The sequence below is a fragment of the Aquirhabdus parva genome, assembly GCF_003351745.1.
GTDB lineage: Bacteria > Pseudomonadota > Gammaproteobacteria > Pseudomonadales > Moraxellaceae > Aquirhabdus > Aquirhabdus parva.
The window spans coordinates 1,275,244-1,291,833 of record NZ_CP031222.1 but is presented as its reverse complement, the minus strand read 5'-3'; the positions used below and the strand labels follow the sequence as shown (position 1 = coordinate 1,291,833).

The window sequence follows — 16,590 nt, the reverse complement described above, 5'->3', positions numbered from 1 at the left end:
TAACAACTACTTCTTACATCATCTTCGACTTGCGTCGTGATGGGGTGCATTCTAGAGAGTTCAGCCCATCACGTCAACCACGAGGCGGATGATTTTACAGCAGTTGCACTGTATTTTTCAATATTTGTCTTAATAAGTTCATTTTTTATACTAAATATCAAAAAATCAGCGTGTTAACGTCTTAGCAAAGTCTAACATTCGATCGAGAGGCACTTTTGCACGCAGCGCCAACGCCGGATCGACATGAATTTCTTGATCACCATTTCGCAGTACTGCCAAAATATTGTCCAAGCTATTCATGGCCATCCAAGGGCAGTGCGCACAAGAGCGGCATGTTGCACCTTCGCCAGCCGTGGGTGCCTCAATAAGAATCTTATCTGGCGCTGCTTGTTGCATCTTGTAGAAGATGCCCCGATCTGTAGCCACGATCATACGTTTCTGAGGAAGCGTTTGCGCAGCCTTAATCAACTGACTGGTACTACCCACAGCATCAGCCAAAGCAATCACCGATTCAGGTGACTCTGGATGAACTAGAATAGCTGCATCAGGATAAAGCGCCTTCATCTGCTCAAGCCCACGTGCACGGAACTCCTCATGAACGATACAGGAGCCATCCCAAAGTAGCATATCTGCTCCAGTCTTCTTCTGAATATAGCGTCCAAGATGTTGATCAGGTGCCCAGATAATTTTTTCACCCAAACTATCTAGGTGCTCAACGATGTCCACAGCAACACTGGATGTCACCACCCAATCCGCCCTCGCCTTCACAGCAGCAGACGTATTGGCATATACCACAACCGTATGATCGGGGTGCTGATCACAAAATGCAGTAAACTCATCGACGGGGCAGCCAAGGTCTAGCGAGCACGTGGCCTCCAGTGTCGGCATCAAAACTGTTTTTTCAGGGCTGAGAATCTTTGAGGTCTCCCCCATAAACTTCACCCCTGCAACCAACAATGTCGATGCGGCATGATCTCGACCAAAGCGTGCCATCTCCAGTGAGTCAGATACACAGCCACCCGTTGCCTCAGCCAAAGCCTGAATATCAGGATCGGTATAATAATGAGCGACAATCACTGCATCACGTTTTTTCAGTTCTTCAGCAATTTCTTCAAAACGACGTGCGCGTTCAATATCCGTCAACTTCAGTTCAGCATTGTGATCGAAGTGGTTTAAACGATCGAGATGCTCTTTGACAACGGTCTTGGCATGATTGTCAATCAGTGTGGACATATAAAAAGACTCTAGCTATTTGATTAATCGTGGCTGGAAAATTAAGCATGAAAACAATGCTTAAAGTGTCGGATCACGAAACTCAGGTAAACGACGACTCAGTTGTGCAAGGCCTGCTTGCATTTTTTGCTCAAGGGTTGGAATAATTTGTAATGCAACTTGCCCCGCCATTTGTGCAGCCTGCAAGCCAAATTTTTCTGCCAAAGTCATTTTGCGACGTGACTGAATCACATAGACATCACGAGTTGGCAGCAAGGACAGCAAATAAGCATCACTGGTCTGCAACTGATCAACCAATTTTAGATTCAGCGCATCTTCACCATACCAATGCTCGCCTGTCGCAATGATTGAGACATCCAACTTAGGACGATACTTTTCAACAAAATGCTTAAAGAGTTGGTGCGTTTGCTCAAGCTCTTCTTCAAACTTCTCTTTACCTTCCTCAGAGTTTTCGCCAAACATGGTAACTGTACGTTTGTATTTACCTGCGGTGTAAACATCAAAGTCAATTTTCAAAGATTGCAGCAATTTATGAAAATTTGGCATCTGTGCAACAACACCGATAGAACCAACCACGGCAAACGGTGCTGCAATAATTTCTTGAGCAATACAAGCCATCATATAACCGCCACTTGCGGCGACTTTATCTACACAAATAGTCAAATGAAAACCTGCCTCACGCAGACGAGCAAGCTGCGCAGCAGCTAAACCATAACCATGTACAAGACCACCAGGGCTTTCTAAGCGCAAAACGATTTGATCACGGCCAGCACGCGCCATGGACAAAATCACAGTGATTTCTTCACGGAGGTGTTCTACAGCACTGGCTTGAATATCACCTTTAAAGTCGAGCACATAAACACGCTGACCGTCTTTAGTTCTAAGCTTTTTACTCTTTTCTTGGTTCTTAGCCAAAAGTTTTTGTTCAGCTTTCGGAAATGCAGCGCCAGCAAGAAAACGCTGATGCGACTCTAGTCTTTCATTTAAATGGGTAATCCGCATTTCTGACTGAAATTTTGGCGTGTGGAATAACATAATCTTGATATCCTGTAATCAATCTCTAATGATCAAACTGACGAGTCGAATGCATCTGAGCATTTTTCCACTATTGACTCCATGGGCGATGCACATTGCACAGTGCCACGGATTAATGATTGAGATTGTGAGCAATAAGTTCAAGTGAGCAATCCATGAGAATTACACGAAGCTACATAAGTAGATCAGCACGTGTAAATCACTTAGATCAAACGCAGCGGTCTTTCTTCATCATGAGGGGCATGGTTATGGTCGGTATCACACGCCTCGCCTTCTTTTTTGCCTTTATCAATATAGCCTGTGCGCTGATTCTCAGGTAAATGTTTCATTTCCCAAATCAATACGGCTTGCATCGATGTTGCACGTTGCTCAGGCGTTAGGCGATCACCGTTTGGCCACTTACCAATCTCAACCGCAGTGCGCAAGCGATCTACGATCTCCGGAGTTAGGGCGGCTAAAGTTGCTTCAGGATCTAACACATCAGTGCTCATCATCATTTTCCTTATAGTGGCTCCAGCCCAGCTTGGTACGGCAGGCTGCATAAAAATCATACCCAGGCGGATGAATCAAACACAACTTAAAGGGGTGCTTGCGAATATGCAGCAAATCTCCTTCCTCTAAAGTCACGCTGGTTTGTCCATCAGCACTCACCATCGGGTGTACACGGGTGTCTTTAATTTTGATCTTAATTTCGCTTTCGCTACCGATCACGATCGGACGGCTAGACAGTGTATGCGGGTGCATGGGTGCAATCACAATCCCATGCATGGATGGATGCATAATCGGTCCACCTGCAGAAAGTGAATACGCAGTTGAACCGGTAGGAGACGCAATAATCAAACCATCACTATGCTGGCGATAAACAAAATGGCCATCAATATTTAGCTCAAAGTCGATCATATGGACTGACTTACCCGCGTGTAATACGACGTCATTTAATGCCACGCCTTCATGAGTCACTCGCCCACCGGAACGAATCTCCATATGCAGTAAAAAGCGCTTATCAAGGGAGTACTCGCCTTTTAGCACTTGATCCAGTTTAAACAGGACTTCATCAGGCGAAACATCAGTTAAGAAACCCAGTCGCCCACGATTTACACCAAGCACAGGGGTTTGATGACGTGCTAATACACGTGCTGCGTGAAGCAAAGAGCCATCACCACCGACAACAATCACCAAGTCACACACTTCGCCCAACAGTGGCCGAGAAATGACCTGCACAGAAGTCAGATCCGCTAACTCTGCAGTCGCCTCATCAAAAATAGGATTCAATCCCTGCTTATTGATATGGTCGTGAATTAAACGCAACGTATCGACAACCGAAGACTTACCGGGTCGTCCAATCAATCCAATATTTCGAAAATGGGTAGTTTTCGATGCGACTGTTTTCACCGCAGCATTTTTGGCTGGTTTTGACACCCTCATTCGCTCCATTGCGTACTTCTGTGTAAATCATAGCATTAAACATTCATAAGGACAGCGGACTAACGCAGAATCCAGCGATATGCCGCATATTTAATGCACACTAAAGGGCGTTATTATTGTCATGGAATTAAGTCATTTTAATAAATGTGCCATCTTCTTCCGCAATAAGCCGTTACTATTTTGCTCCAAAACTTAGATTGTACATCACACAATTAACACGTCTAATAGCAGGGTAAATCATAATTTCATTCAACATAAGACTTCTTATATAAAGAAGTTTATCACCATGCAGGGGGCTTTATGCAAAGTGACAATCCAATGCTACGCAGAGCAGAGTTTATTCCGACCAGCCAACCGATGTCTGTGGCTGGCGCGGTTAATAAATCTATTATTTTGACCCTTGTTGCGGCTTTTGTCGCTATTGCTCTATATGCCTATTCAATTTCCTTGATGCAGCAAGGTGTAGCTAGCCCAGCAGGTCTGGCCGCTATCGTGGGTGGCATCGGTGGCTTTGTGCTTGTGCTCATTATGACCTTTAAAGCACATCTAAGCTCAACACTTGCACTGCCCTATGCAGTTATGGAAGGTTTGTTTTTAGGTGGCGTTTCAGCCATGTACGAACTACGCTACCCAGGTGTTCCTGCATCAGCATTACTGGCCACTTTTGTGACCACACTGAGCCTATTCGGGCTTTATCGTGCGGGCATAATCCGTGCAACTGAAAAGTTCAAATCTGTTGTGATCTCCGCCACGATTGCTCTGGCTTTAGTTTTTGTCGTGCAGATGGTCATGAGCCTTGCATTCAAATCATCAATTCCTGGTTTATTTGAACAAACTGGCGTCGTCGCAATCGGCTTTGCTGCATTTGTCGCGATTATTGCGTCGTTAAATCTGATCTTGGATTTTGATCTCATTGAGCGTAGTGCCGAACTGGGCGCACCGAAATATATGGAATGGTTCTGTGCGACCGCACTGCTTGCAACACTGGTGTGGATGTACATTTCTTTCTTACGTTTACTCAGTATTTTACGCAACTAAATCGCATGTTTGCGTATGAGTAGCTTGCTGCAAATAAAGCCTCTGATCAAATCAGGGGCTTTTTTATGGGGGAAATTGCTGCATCCCCCACATCTATCGTGTTAGAATATGCCGACATCGGGACGTCTCCCGATTTTTTTACGCCTGATTGATTGTAAATTCAATCTCTTGATTTCTAATGTATTATCAATTGAATTGCTATTCATTATTGATACTACGTTGTTTGCTTTATTTTGCATGGGACAAATTCATGCCAGTTGCGGAAACTTGGTTGTTGCCTGATGGTGTAGCAGATATTTTACCTACCCAAGCACACACGATAGAGTCATTGCGTCGTCGCTTATTAGATACCTTTGCGGTACGCGGCTATGCGCTGGTGTACACGCCATTTATCGAATATGTCGAATCTCTACTGACGACAAACAATGTCGGTGGTGGTAATAACCATGATCTAGACTTGGTGACATTTAAGCTGATTGATCAACTGACGGGCCGTTTGATGGGGGTCCGCGCCGATATCACTCCCCAAGTCGCCCGCATTGACGCCCATGTGCATCCCATTGAAGGCGTTGCGCGCTATTGCTATGCCGCCACAGTACTACATACTCGCCCTCAAGAACTCTCAGCCTCACGCACCCCCTTACAACTTGGTGCCGAGCTTTTTGGCTATGCAGGACTCGCAGCCGATCTTGAGATGATTGATCTCATGCTCACCATCCTGGCTGATGCTGGACTCACTCAAAATCTTCACTTGGATTTGGGTCATGTTGCCGTATTCCGCGCCTTGGCTGCCATTGCTGGCTTCAGCGCAGAACAAGAACAAGTTTTATCAAACATCTATCAGCGCAAATCGATTCCAGAGTTGAAAGAGTTCTGCCAGAACATTGCTCATGGCAACGACTTCCTTGTACTCGGACGTTTAGGGCATGATTTATCTGCGCTTGCGGCTCAACTTTCCCCTGAAGCACGTCAGAACGTAGATGTTCAAAATGCTTTAGATCAACTGGCGACAACATTAGCGCATGTACAGACCCATTGGCCTCAAGTTGATGTCAGCGTCGATGCGACTGAACTTCGCAGCTATCACTATCATACGGGTCTCGTGTTTGCGGTTTATGCGCCGAACCTTGCGGTGCCGCTAGCCAAAGGTGGGCGTTATGATGGCGTAGGTCAGGCATTTGGACGTGCACGTCCTGCAACCGGTTTTAGTTGTGACCTCTACATGCTGACGGGTTATCTGACCCAAGAAGAACAAATTGTGGTTGCAGCCCCTGCAGGACGTGAAGCCAGTTTACAGACTGCAATCGCACAAGCACGGAGTGCAGGACATGTCGTTGTTCAGGCACTGAGTTTCGGTAAGACCACAAATGCACTCGAAATCGATCATCGAGCAACACATACTTTGGTTCAAGTCGATAAAGTCTGGCAAATCGTTAAGCTAGAAAGCTAAACCCTATCAAGCATATTGAATGCAGTTGTTATTAGTCGTTTTATGTACTATCAGTAAGAATCATCAATGGGAATCAGTGGTATGAGTAAGAATGTTGTCGTACTAGGCTCGCAATGGGGCGATGAAGGCAAAGGCAAGATCGTGGATTTGCTCACTGATCAAGCTGCCGCAGTAGTTCGTTTTCAGGGCGGTCATAATGCGGGTCATACCCTCGTTGTAGGCGGTGAAAAAACTGTCCTGCATCTGATCCCATCAGGCATTTTGCGTGAGAATGTGCTGTGTTTGATCGGTAATGGCGTGGTCCTTGCACCTGATGCATTGATCAAAGAAATGAAAACACTGGAAGATAAAGGGGTTCCTGTTCGTGAACGCCTGCGTGTCTCTCCTAACTGCCCATTGATCCTGCCTTACCATATCGCACTGGATCAAGCGCGTGAGATTCGCCGTGGTGCCTCAAAAATCGGCACTACGGGTCGTGGAATTGGACCTGCTTATGAAGACAAAATTGCACGTCGTGGTTTACGCTTGGCTGACCTGATTCGCGATACTGATTTTGCTGATCGTTTACGTGAAATCATGGAATACCATAATTTCCGCCTGACCCAATACTACGGTGTTGAAGCCGTGAGCTATGAGAAAACCCTAGAACAAGCACGCGAATGGGCAAAAGTCATTCGCCCTCTCGTTTGTGATGTCACCGAAACCTTGCATGACTATCGCCGCGAAGGTAAGTCACTGATGTTTGAAGGTGCTCAAGGCACATTGCTCGATATCGATCATGGTACCTACCCTTATGTCACCAGCAGCAACACGACTGCAGGTGGCGTTAGCACGGGTACTGGCTTCGGTCCATTGTACCTCGACTATGTCCTCGGGATTACCAAAGCCTACACCACACGCGTTGGCGCCGGCCCCTTCCCAACCGAACTCCATTACGATGCAAGCACCGATATTGGCAGTGCGATCGGTAAGCATCTGGGTACCGTAGGTCATGAATTTGGTGCTACTACTGGTCGTCAGCGTCGCTGCGGTTGGTTTGACACAGTCGCACTGCGTCGTGCAGTTGAGCTAAACTCAATCAGCGGGATCTGCTTAACCAAGCTGGATGTTTTGGATGGTTTGGATACCATCGAAGTTTGTGTACGTTACGAGCAAGGTAATAATGGCGGTTGTATCGGCTCTTCAGACGCGATTGCATTTGAAAACGTCACCCCAATCTATGAAACCATGCCAGGTTGGTCGGAATCGACCATCGGTGCAACAACTTTAGAACAACTCCCAGCTAATGCACGAGCTTATATTAAGCGCATTGAAGAGCTGGTTGGCTGCCCTGTTGATATTATTTCTACAGGTCCAGACCGTGAACAAACGATTGTATTGCGTCATCCCTTTGAATAAGGTCAACGTCTTTTAACTGTCATCGCACTTGTGCTATAGATACTCTAAAGCAAGCCTATGACGCGTTCAAAGAACGACCATCATCTTGATGGTCGTTTTTTATTTGATGGGCTTTTTGATCGACGTTTTGCTGAGCATGAAGACGTAAATGAATATCGCAATTCATTTTTAGTCATCAAGCTTGGACACGCAATACATCGCGATGATGATACAATGTCTTAATGAGTCAAAAGCTTGCATAATTTGCGCAGACTTTGAAACAAATGGCTATTTTTTCCCTGTGGGTACCATTGCGGGTACACCTCAAGACCCACGTGATTAAATATCATTAAATACAGAAGGTTATTTAACAAATGCTTTTAATGATCGATAATTATGACAGCTTCACTTACAACATCGTGCAGTACTTTGGCGAGTTGGGTCAAGACGTCAAAGTCGTGCGTAATGATGAGCTGACGATTGCAGATATCGAAGCGATGAAACCGCAATATCTGGTGATATCACCCGGTCCATGCTCTCCAAACGAAGCGGGTATATCCCTTGAAGCGATTCACCATTTTGCAGGCAAAATTCCACTGCTGGGTGTTTGCCTAGGCCATCAGGCTATAGGCCAAGCCTTTGGCGGCGATGTGATTCGTGCGCGTGAGGTGATGCATGGACGGATTTCAGCGATCCACCATGCTGATAAAGGTGTCTTTAAAGGGTTAAAAACACCCTTCGATGCTACACGCTATCACTCACTGGTCGTCGATAAAAATACCCTGCCCGACTGTTTAGAAGTGACGGCATGGACATCACTTGATGGTAAGCTCGATGAAATTATGGGCTTGCGTCATAAAACACTGCCGATTGAAGGGGTACAGTTTCACCCTGAGTCAATCTTAAGTGAGCATGGTCATGATTTACTAAAAAGTTTTCTGGAAGAATGGAAAGATTATGCAGCCTGATTCTAAGCTGATTCGTGCCGCCTTAGATCCACTGCTACAAGGCCAATCCCTGTCTATGGAAAGCATGCAAGAAGTCATGCTCGACATTATGCAGGGTGCAGCAAATGATGCTCAGATTGCCGCATTTCTAGTTGCGCTACGAATCAAAGGCGAGTCCGCCTCCGAGCTTGAAGGCTCGGTACGTGCGATGCGCGCCCTCATGAAACGCGTCCCACTCTCCAAGCTTGAACGAACAATCGACATTGTCGGAACTGGTGGCACTAGTCACGGCGCAAATTTAGTCAATGTCTCAACTGCCGCTGCTGTTGTGGCCTCTGCTGCAGGTGCACGCGTCGCGAAACACGGTAATCGCTCGGCATCCAGTAAATCAGGCAGTGCCGACTTATTAGAAGCGGCAGGCGTCAGCCTAGAGCTGGATAGCCCACAAATTGCACGTTGTATCGATACGCTGGGGCTGGGCTTTATGTTCGCCCCCCAGCATCATCCAGCGATGAAACATGCCATTGGCGTACGCCGTGCTTTAGGCATACGGACCATTTTTAATCTACTTGGCCCAATGACGAACCCAACTGGACTGACTCATCACCTCATTGGTGCCTATGCCCTTGAGTGGTGTCGCCCAATGGCCGAAGTTTTGTCGCAGCTTGGCAGTGAGCATGCATTGGTTGTTCACAGTCATGATGGGCTTGATGAACTATCCATCGCCGCGCCGAATCAAGTTGTGGCACTCAAAGATGGCGTCATTACCGAATATCAGCTTCGTGCTGAGGATGTCGGCTTAAAAACGCAGTCGATTGAACTTCTTGAGATCGTCGATGCCAAAGATTCATTGCGCCTGATTAAGGATGCCTTTGGTAAACAGACGACTGAAGCCAGCCAAGTCGCCATACAGATGATTTCATTTAACGCTGGTGCAGCACTCTTTATCGCGGGCGTCACTCATAGCATTAAACAAGGTGTAGAGCTCGCTCAAGATGTGATTTACAGCGGTCAAGCCTTAGAAAAGCTCACCATGTTGGCTGAGTTCACACACTCCTTAAAGCAATCCGCTTAATAATGCATCAGCATTATTAAGTCTGCAAAAACCTATATAGATATACGAGCATCACCATGAGCAACGCCCCTACTATTCTTGATAAAATCGTTGCGCGTAAACGCGTTGAACTGGTTGAACGCCGCAAGAAAATATCGCAGCATGACTTGGAACAAAAGATTTTAACGATTGACCCAGTACGCGGTTTTGCCAAGAGCATGCAACATCACCGCCCAGCCGTGATCGCTGAAATCAAGAAAGCATCACCATCAAAAGGCATTATTCGCGCTGATTTTCGTCCCGCCCAAATCGCTGTGCAATATGAACAAGCGGGTGCAGCCTGTCTATCCGTGCTCACCGATGTTGACTTTTTCCAAGGCAATGACTTGTATGTTAAAGAAGTGAAAGCCGTATCTAAGCTGCCTGTAATTCGCAAAGACTTCATGATTGATCCTTATCAAATCATCGAAAGTCGTGCATTAGGTGCTGATTGTGTACTCCTGATCGCTGCGTGTTTATCTGATAGCCAAATGCGTGAGCTCTATGATACCGCAGTAGGCTTAAATCTAGATGTACTGGTTGAAGTCCATGATCATGCTGAGCTGGATCGTGCGATGGAAATTCCAACCAATCTGATTGGTGTCAATAACCGCAATCTCAAAACCTTTGAAGTGAGCTTAAATACCACCTTAAGCTTGAGCAAATATATTCCTTCCGATCGCACTCTCGTCACCGAAAGTGGTATCAGCACACCGAACGATGTCATGCTCATGCAATCTCAAGGGATTCATGCTTTCCTCGTTGGCGAAAGTATGATGCGTGAAGCACATGCAGGTCATGCATTGACGAATCTTTTTGGCAAGCCTGCGCTGATTTAAACAGCACAATAGGCTCATTGGAATCTGTTTTAATCTCCCTTATGTCTAAACCCTCAATCCCAAATCCTTCCGCTTTTGCCAGCCTGAACGTCTTGAAATCGGACTTAAAGAAGCAAGCAGAGCTTGAGAAAGCAAAAGCGGAGAAGCGGCTAGCTGATGAACAAGCGGCTAAACTTGCCGCACAAGATGCCGATGCCGCGGCTCTTTTTCAAAAAGCCACACAAGGGATTCAACCCATCCCTCAAGAACAAACTGTACCTCACATATCTAAGCCGATCAAAAAAGCACTGAATCCAACGCTTTTAGCACGTAGAGCAGCTGCGATTGGTACCGATGGCGCAAGTATTGACGGTATTTCGGATACCAAAGCGTTGCTCAACCCCATTGCCAGTGAAGCCATTCTGTCTTTTCGTGAAAAGACTTTACAACATCGTGTATTCGACCAATTAAAGTCGGGGAATTTGCGTTGGGTTCATGCCGTTGATTTACATGGGTGTACTACAGAGCAAGCTAGGGCAGCCGTTTTAGAAATTATTCGGATGGCTCAAGCTGATCCAGAAGCATTGTCACCCAATGTGATCAAAATCATTCATGGCAAAGGCATTGAAGCCACCTTAAAAACCTATGTAAACAGCTGGTTGCGCCAGCATCCAGAAGTGATGGGCTTTGTCAGCGCCCCTGTTGCACAAGGTGGTACGGGAGCCGTACTGGTTCTGCTGAAACGTGGGGAACGATGACATGACGATAAATAACTTATCATTCTGAGCCGTTGGCTTTATGATATGCACATTGTTGGTATCCATATCACTTTTTTGAAGTGATCGTCATTGAAAGTTGATTAGATGCAACAAAGATATTCTTTTTTAAGCGCATCACAGCGCAATGTTGGAAGTTTGGTGTTATGACATTACCTTTAAGACAGCCATCAGTTCACCTGTATGCTGGCAATCAAACTGCTGAAGAGCTTTTGGCTGAACAAGAGCTTGCAGAGCAACAAGGTGCTGAAAGCACGCAAGAGTCTACCCTCCTTGCGCTACAGCAATCTTACGCGACTTTGATTAGTGGTGTAGGTGAAGATCTAACACGTCCAGGTCTTGTGGATACCCCAATCCGTGCTGCAAAAGCACTGTCTTTCCTGACTAAAGGCTATGCGCAAACCTTAGAAGACGTCACCAACGGCGCGATCTTCCCTTCCAACAATCATGAAATGGTGATGGTTAAAGGCATTGAGTTCTTCTCAATGTGTGAACATCATTTATTACCGTTTATGGGTCATACGCACGTTGCTTATTTGCCTGAAGGTAAAGTACTGGGTCTATCCAAAATGGCACGTATCGTCGATATGTATGCACGCCGGTTACAGATTCAAGAGAACCTCACCCAAGAGATCGCTCAAGCTGTGATGGATGCAACAGGCGCACGCGGTGTGGCAGTGGTCATGGATGCACAGCATATGTGTATGATGATGCGCGGTGTCCAAAAGCAGGATTCTAGTACACGCAGTGTCGCCATGATCGGCCAGTTTACGACGGATAATCAGGCGCGGAATGAGTTTTTGAGGGCGTTGCCAGCGTCGAGATTCTAATTTGAAGTTTTAAATGGATATAAAAAAAACGAACCCTCTAGGTTCGTTTTTTTATTCACACGCTCAATGCACAGCGATTAAACCAGTGCACCATGACATTGCTTATATTTCTTCCCGGATCCACAAGGGCATGGCGAGTTACGACCAATGTTCTGCCCTGCATAAGGATTGACTTCGGTAAAGGTGCCATTCAAACGCATATCCGCTTGATTCAATGCTGCAAGCTCAGGGTCTTGGGACACTTCGCCTGTTAAACCATCTACCCCAGAATGTTGGAACTGGAGATGCATTGCCTCAGCGTCACGTTGCTGCTGTGCTTCCATCTCGGCAATTTCTTCAGCACTTGGGACATGCATACGCGATAAATCTTGAATCACTTCAGACTTGATTGCTGCCAGCATGTTTTGGAACAAAGTAAATGCTTCGCGCTTATATTCCTGCTCTGGATTTTTCTGAGCATAACCACGCAGATGGATCCCTTGGCGCAAATAGTCCATTGCAGCCAGATGCTCTTTCCAATGACGATCCAGTGATTGCAACATGAAATGACGTTCCAACATATTCGCCGTTTCATCGCCCATCTGAACACGACGCGCTTCGTAGTGTGCAACCGATGCATCAACGATTTTCTGACGCAATGCATCTTCATCTAAACGGCGATCTTCTTTTAACCATTGTTGCACGGGCAAGCTCAGGCCGAATTCAACCGACAATGAGTTCTCAAGACCCGGAATATTCCATTGATCATCAATACTTTGTGGTGGAATAAAGTTATCGATTAGACCATTGATCACGTCATGATGCATATTCAAGATGCCTTCATGAATCGTTGGCTCATAGAGCACATCATCACGTTGGCCATAAATAATCTTACGTTGCTCATTCGCTACGTCATCATATTTGAGCAGATTTTTACGAATATCAAAGTTACGTGCTTCAACTTTACGCTGCGCATTCTCAATCGAGCGACTCACCATTTTATGCTCAATGGCTTCGTCATCTTTGAGACCCATCGCGCGCATCATGTTGGTCACACGATCACCCGCAAAAATACGCATCAGGTCATCTTCAAGTGACAAATAGAAGCGCGATACACCAGGATCACCTTGACGACCAGAACGACCACGGAGCTGATTGTCGATACGGCGTGACTCATGACGCTCAGAACCAATGATATGTAAACCGCCCGCATCAATCACTTGCTTATGCTTCACTTCCCATTCAGCACGAAGGCGCTGGGCATCTGCTTCAGTCGCGTCAGGAATCGCTTCAAGTTCTACTTTCCAGTTACCACCGAGCAAAATGTCAGTACCACGACCCGCCATATTGGTTGCAATCGTAATGGCTGAGGGACTACCCGCCTGCGCGATGATATATGCTTCACGCTCATGCTGTTTCGCGTTCAACACTTCATGACGAATACCACTTTGCGTCAGCATATTGGATAAAAATTCACTGGCTTCAATCGTGGCCGTACCCACCAATACAGGTGCACCAGTCAATTGGATACGCTTGATCTCTTCAATAATGGCTTTGTATTTCCCGACTTTCGAAAGGAAAATCAGGTCATTCTGGTCAATACGAACCATTGGACGATGCGTAGGTATCACCACCACGTCTAAAGCATAAATCTGGGCAAATTCGGCTGCTTCTGTATCTGCGGTACCCGTCATACCACCGAGTTTATGATAGAGACGGAAGTAGTTCTGGAAAGTTGTTGTCGCGAGAGTTTGGTTTTCATTTTGAATATTCAAACCTTCCTTCGCTTCAGCAGCTTGATGCAGACCTTCAGACCAACGGCGACCCGGCATAGTACGACCAGTATGCTCATCGACGATCACAATCTCCCCTTCACTGACGATATAGTGCACATCACGCTGAAACAGATTGTGGGCACGGAGTGCAGCATGGACATGATGAACCAAATTCAGCTTGCTGGGTGAATATAAGCTATCCCCTTCTTCCAGCAATCCCATCTCCGTCAGACGCTGTTCAACATATTCATAACCCGCTTCGGTCATATCAATGCTGCGCTGTTTTTCATCGATCCAGAAATGTCCACCATCAGGAACTTTTTCTTCTTTTTGACGTGTTAGCTCTGGCGCCAGTTGGTTGATCATGGCATAAAGTTTTGAAGAATCATCACTTTGACCAGAGATAATCAGCGGGGTACGTGCCTCATCAATCAGGATCGAGTCAACTTCATCGATGATCGCGTAGTTCAAACCGCGTTGTTTCTTCTCTTCTGGTGTGAACACCATGTTGTCACGCAGATAATCAAAACCAAATTCGTTATTGGTTCCGTAAGTGATATCCGCACGATAAGCCTCATGCTTCTCTTCTTGACTCTGCATGGAGCGAATCACGCCAACAGTGAGTCCTAGAAACTCAAACAATGGACGGTTTAGCTCCGCATCACGTGCAGCCAAATAGTCGTTCACGGTAATCACATGGACACCAGCACCACTCAGCGCATTCAAATAACACGCCAGTGTTGCCATGAGGGTCTTCCCCTCACCAGTACGCATTTCAGCAATACGACCTTCATGTAAGGTGATCCCACCGATGAGCTGCACATCATAATGACGCATGCCCAGCGCACGCTTACTGGCTTCACGACAGACCGCAAAAGCTTCAGGCAATAAGCTGTCTAATGTTGCCCCATCCTGATAACGCTTTTTAAATTCGGATGTCTTTGCAGCTATTTCAGCATCACTAAGTGCCGAAATTGTCGGCTCAAAGGCATTAATGGCATCGACGCTTTTACGCATCCGTTTAAGTTCACGTTCATTTTTGGTGCCAAAAATGCCACCGACCAGACTAGCTAACATTGACTATCGACTCTAAATAAATGATTTTAAACAAGTCACCTTATACTAAAAGTGACTCTAAACGATGCGACTCAAACATTGTCGCGTACTCAATAAAACTTTAACGCAAAACTATTTCAATTAAAGCAGGCTAACGACACAACCACAAAAACGATGATTAAATCCGTTATAGCAATCTAAGCGCTAATATTCACACATACAGTATTCTTAACCTTTGTGTATTATGGTGACTGGCTGCCGAAGTGCAAGGGTAAACCCGTACATCCGGTGGATTAAATTCAACAAACTTTCACTAGCTCCTAGAGCCAGCTTGCCATCACCAGAGCCGGCTATAGAACTAATTAACAATATGTATGGTTCAAATAGTCAATAATATCTTTTGATTCAAACAGATGAACACCTGTGTTAGGATCAATCAAATAAGGAACTTGTAATCGTCCTTGCATATTGACGATCTCACGTTCACGTTTACCACCTGCAAGCGGAACATAAGGACCCGGCTTCAAACGCAGTACAGCTGGCCCCATATCTTGCCAACGTTCCTTTGCCACATTATGCAGCGCATACGGCAACTCAAGCTCACATAAACGCTCACGGACCAGACGCGTGTAAGGACTGGCTTCGAAACTCCACAACTGCAACATCTGTGCGGGTGGCGCTTTTGTTGCATTAGTAGAGTCAGCTTTCAGCCCCCGCATCAAACGAGCTCCGCTCACCAGCGTACCGATGACAGGCTGTTTAGATAGATTTTTCCATTTCGCGGGTGTTTTCCCAGTTTTACCATAGGTTTGAAACAAGTAATCAATAATGGCCTGAGACCCCTGTAGCTTCACACCCGTATTTTCATCAACCAGCAATGGAAACTGAACACTGCCGCCTATCTCTTGACCAATTTGTTCCGCTATAGGGCGAAAACGAGTACCGTTTTTAGGACATGGATACACTTCAAAATCCAAGTTCAACATGGTCAATACTTCGCGTACACGACGGCAAAATGGACAACCTTCTCTATCGTACAGTTGAATCGCCAATGCAGGTTGTTTCGGATTGGCTGTGCCACTGACTCCACGTCCCCCTTCAAGCAATGTAGAAACAACCGACTGCAAAACCTTAATTTGATGCATAATCATAACGAATTCCATTTTTTAATATTTAAATCAGCATTGCAAATAATAACTAGCTGATTAACGCCACATCAGACACCAAAATTCCATTGTTATCTGCATAGACATACATCCCTGACTCGATCATAAGACCGCCAAAACTCAAGGTCACATCCGTCTCACCAAGTCCTTTACGATTGCTTTTTTGTGGGATGCTGGCGAGTGCCTGTACACCTAAATCAAGAGTCGCAAGGGCATCGACATCACGTACGCAACCATAAACGATCACACCCGCCCAATGATTCTTAACCGCACTTTCCCCAATCAAATCACCAAGCAGCGCGCAGCGCATAGAAGCACCACCATCCACAACCAATACTTTGCCAGCACCTTCCGTTGCAAGTAGCTCTTTGACGCGCGAATTATCTTCAAAGCACTTGACGGTCACGACCAATCCACCAAACGCTTTACGACCACCAAAATTACGAAACGACTTACCATCTATCGACGGGCTACACACTTGTGTATCTGGATGATCATCCAACAAATCACAGGTCACAAAATCAACAGCTTGAGAAACAGTCATTGTCGATACTCCATGGTCATTTTTAAATTCAATTTCTAAATTATAAAC

General features: G+C 45.9%; 15 protein-coding genes. 8 read left to right on the top strand and 7 right to left on the bottom strand.

What is annotated here, in order from left to right; translation table 11 throughout:
• Positions 1-165: 165 nt before the first annotated feature.
• The 4 genes from nadA to HYN46_RS05710 form a co-directional block, all read right to left on the bottom strand.
• Positions 166-1,233, bottom strand: a complete 1,068-nt coding sequence (gene nadA / locus HYN46_RS05725) for a quinolinate synthase NadA (RefSeq protein WP_114898488.1) — start codon at positions 1,231-1,233, stop codon at positions 166-168.
• Positions 1,234-1,293: 60 nt separating this feature from the next.
• Positions 1,294-2,268 carry a protease SohB gene (gene sohB / locus HYN46_RS05720; protein ID WP_114898487.1) on the bottom strand — a complete coding sequence of 325 codons (975 nt, stop codon included), beginning with the start codon at positions 2,266-2,268 and terminating at the stop codon, positions 1,294-1,296.
• 203 nt (positions 2,269-2,471) lie between these two features.
• Complete coding sequence (locus HYN46_RS05715) at positions 2,472-2,759, bottom strand: YeaC family protein (RefSeq protein WP_114898486.1); 288 nt, start codon at positions 2,757-2,759, stop codon at positions 2,472-2,474.
• Positions 2,749-3,693, bottom strand: coding sequence for an NAD(+) kinase (locus tag HYN46_RS05710; protein ID WP_114898485.1), 945 nt, complete (start codon positions 3,691-3,693; stop codon positions 2,749-2,751). Before HYN46_RS05710 ends, HYN46_RS05715 begins: the two co-directional genes overlap by 11 nt.
• 300 nt (positions 3,694-3,993) lie before the next feature.
• On the opposite strand from HYN46_RS05710, the gene HYN46_RS05705 reads away from it, so the two are divergent.
• The 8 genes from HYN46_RS05705 (at position 3,994) to folE (ending at position 12,022) form a co-directional block, all read left to right on the top strand.
• Positions 3,994-4,731 (top strand): Bax inhibitor-1/YccA family protein, encoded by a 738-nt coding sequence (locus HYN46_RS05705; RefSeq protein WP_114898484.1) that lies wholly within the window; start codon positions 3,994-3,996, stop codon positions 4,729-4,731.
• A 250-nt stretch (positions 4,732-4,981) separates the two neighbouring features.
• Complete coding sequence (locus tag HYN46_RS05700; RefSeq protein WP_114900634.1) at positions 4,982-6,181, top strand: ATP phosphoribosyltransferase regulatory subunit; 1,200 nt, start codon at positions 4,982-4,984, stop codon at positions 6,179-6,181.
• Positions 6,182-6,262: 81 nt separating this feature from the next.
• A complete protein-coding gene (locus tag HYN46_RS05695; RefSeq protein WP_114900633.1) occupies positions 6,263-7,579 on the top strand; it encodes an adenylosuccinate synthase in 1,317 nt (438 codons plus the stop codon).
• A 353-nt stretch (positions 7,580-7,932) separates the two neighbouring features.
• A complete protein-coding gene (locus HYN46_RS05690) occupies positions 7,933-8,526 on the top strand; it encodes an aminodeoxychorismate/anthranilate synthase component II (protein WP_114898483.1) in 594 nt (197 codons plus the stop codon).
• On the top strand, positions 8,516-9,580 hold the full coding sequence (gene trpD / locus HYN46_RS05685) for an anthranilate phosphoribosyltransferase (protein WP_114898482.1): 1,065 nt from the start codon (positions 8,516-8,518) through the stop codon (positions 9,578-9,580). The genes HYN46_RS05690 and trpD overlap by 11 nt, the downstream gene beginning before the upstream one ends.
• A gap of 56 nt (positions 9,581-9,636) precedes the next feature.
• Complete coding sequence (gene trpC, locus HYN46_RS05680; RefSeq protein WP_114898481.1) at positions 9,637-10,437, top strand: indole-3-glycerol phosphate synthase TrpC; 801 nt, start codon at positions 9,637-9,639, stop codon at positions 10,435-10,437.
• Between the two features lie 41 nt (positions 10,438-10,478).
• On the top strand, positions 10,479-11,174 hold the full coding sequence (locus tag HYN46_RS05675; protein WP_114898480.1) for a Smr/MutS family protein: 696 nt from the start codon (positions 10,479-10,481) through the stop codon (positions 11,172-11,174).
• 164 nt (positions 11,175-11,338) lie between these two features.
• Positions 11,339-12,022 carry a GTP cyclohydrolase I FolE gene (gene folE, locus HYN46_RS05670; RefSeq protein ID WP_114898479.1) on the top strand — a complete coding sequence of 228 codons (684 nt, stop codon included), beginning with the start codon at positions 11,339-11,341 and terminating at the stop codon, positions 12,020-12,022.
• Between the two features lie 77 nt (positions 12,023-12,099).
• On the opposite strand, the gene secA is transcribed toward folE, so the two are convergent.
• The 3 genes from secA to rraA all read right to left on the bottom strand — a co-directional run bounded on the left by secA (position 12,100) and on the right by rraA (position 16,542).
• Complete coding sequence (gene secA / locus HYN46_RS05665) at positions 12,100-14,853, bottom strand: preprotein translocase subunit SecA (protein ID WP_114898478.1); 2,754 nt, start codon at positions 14,851-14,853, stop codon at positions 12,100-12,102.
• Positions 14,854-15,194: 341 nt separating this feature from the next.
• The gene (locus HYN46_RS05660) at positions 15,195-15,983 is read right to left on the bottom strand and encodes a glutathione S-transferase N-terminal domain-containing protein (protein ID WP_114898477.1); all 789 of its coding nucleotides are present in this window, start codon (positions 15,981-15,983) and stop codon (positions 15,195-15,197) included.
• A gap of 46 nt (positions 15,984-16,029) precedes the next feature.
• Positions 16,030-16,542 carry a ribonuclease E activity regulator RraA gene (gene rraA / locus HYN46_RS05655; RefSeq protein ID WP_114898476.1) on the bottom strand — a complete coding sequence of 171 codons (513 nt, stop codon included), beginning with the start codon at positions 16,540-16,542 and terminating at the stop codon, positions 16,030-16,032.
• Positions 16,543-16,590: the final 48 nt, after the last annotated feature.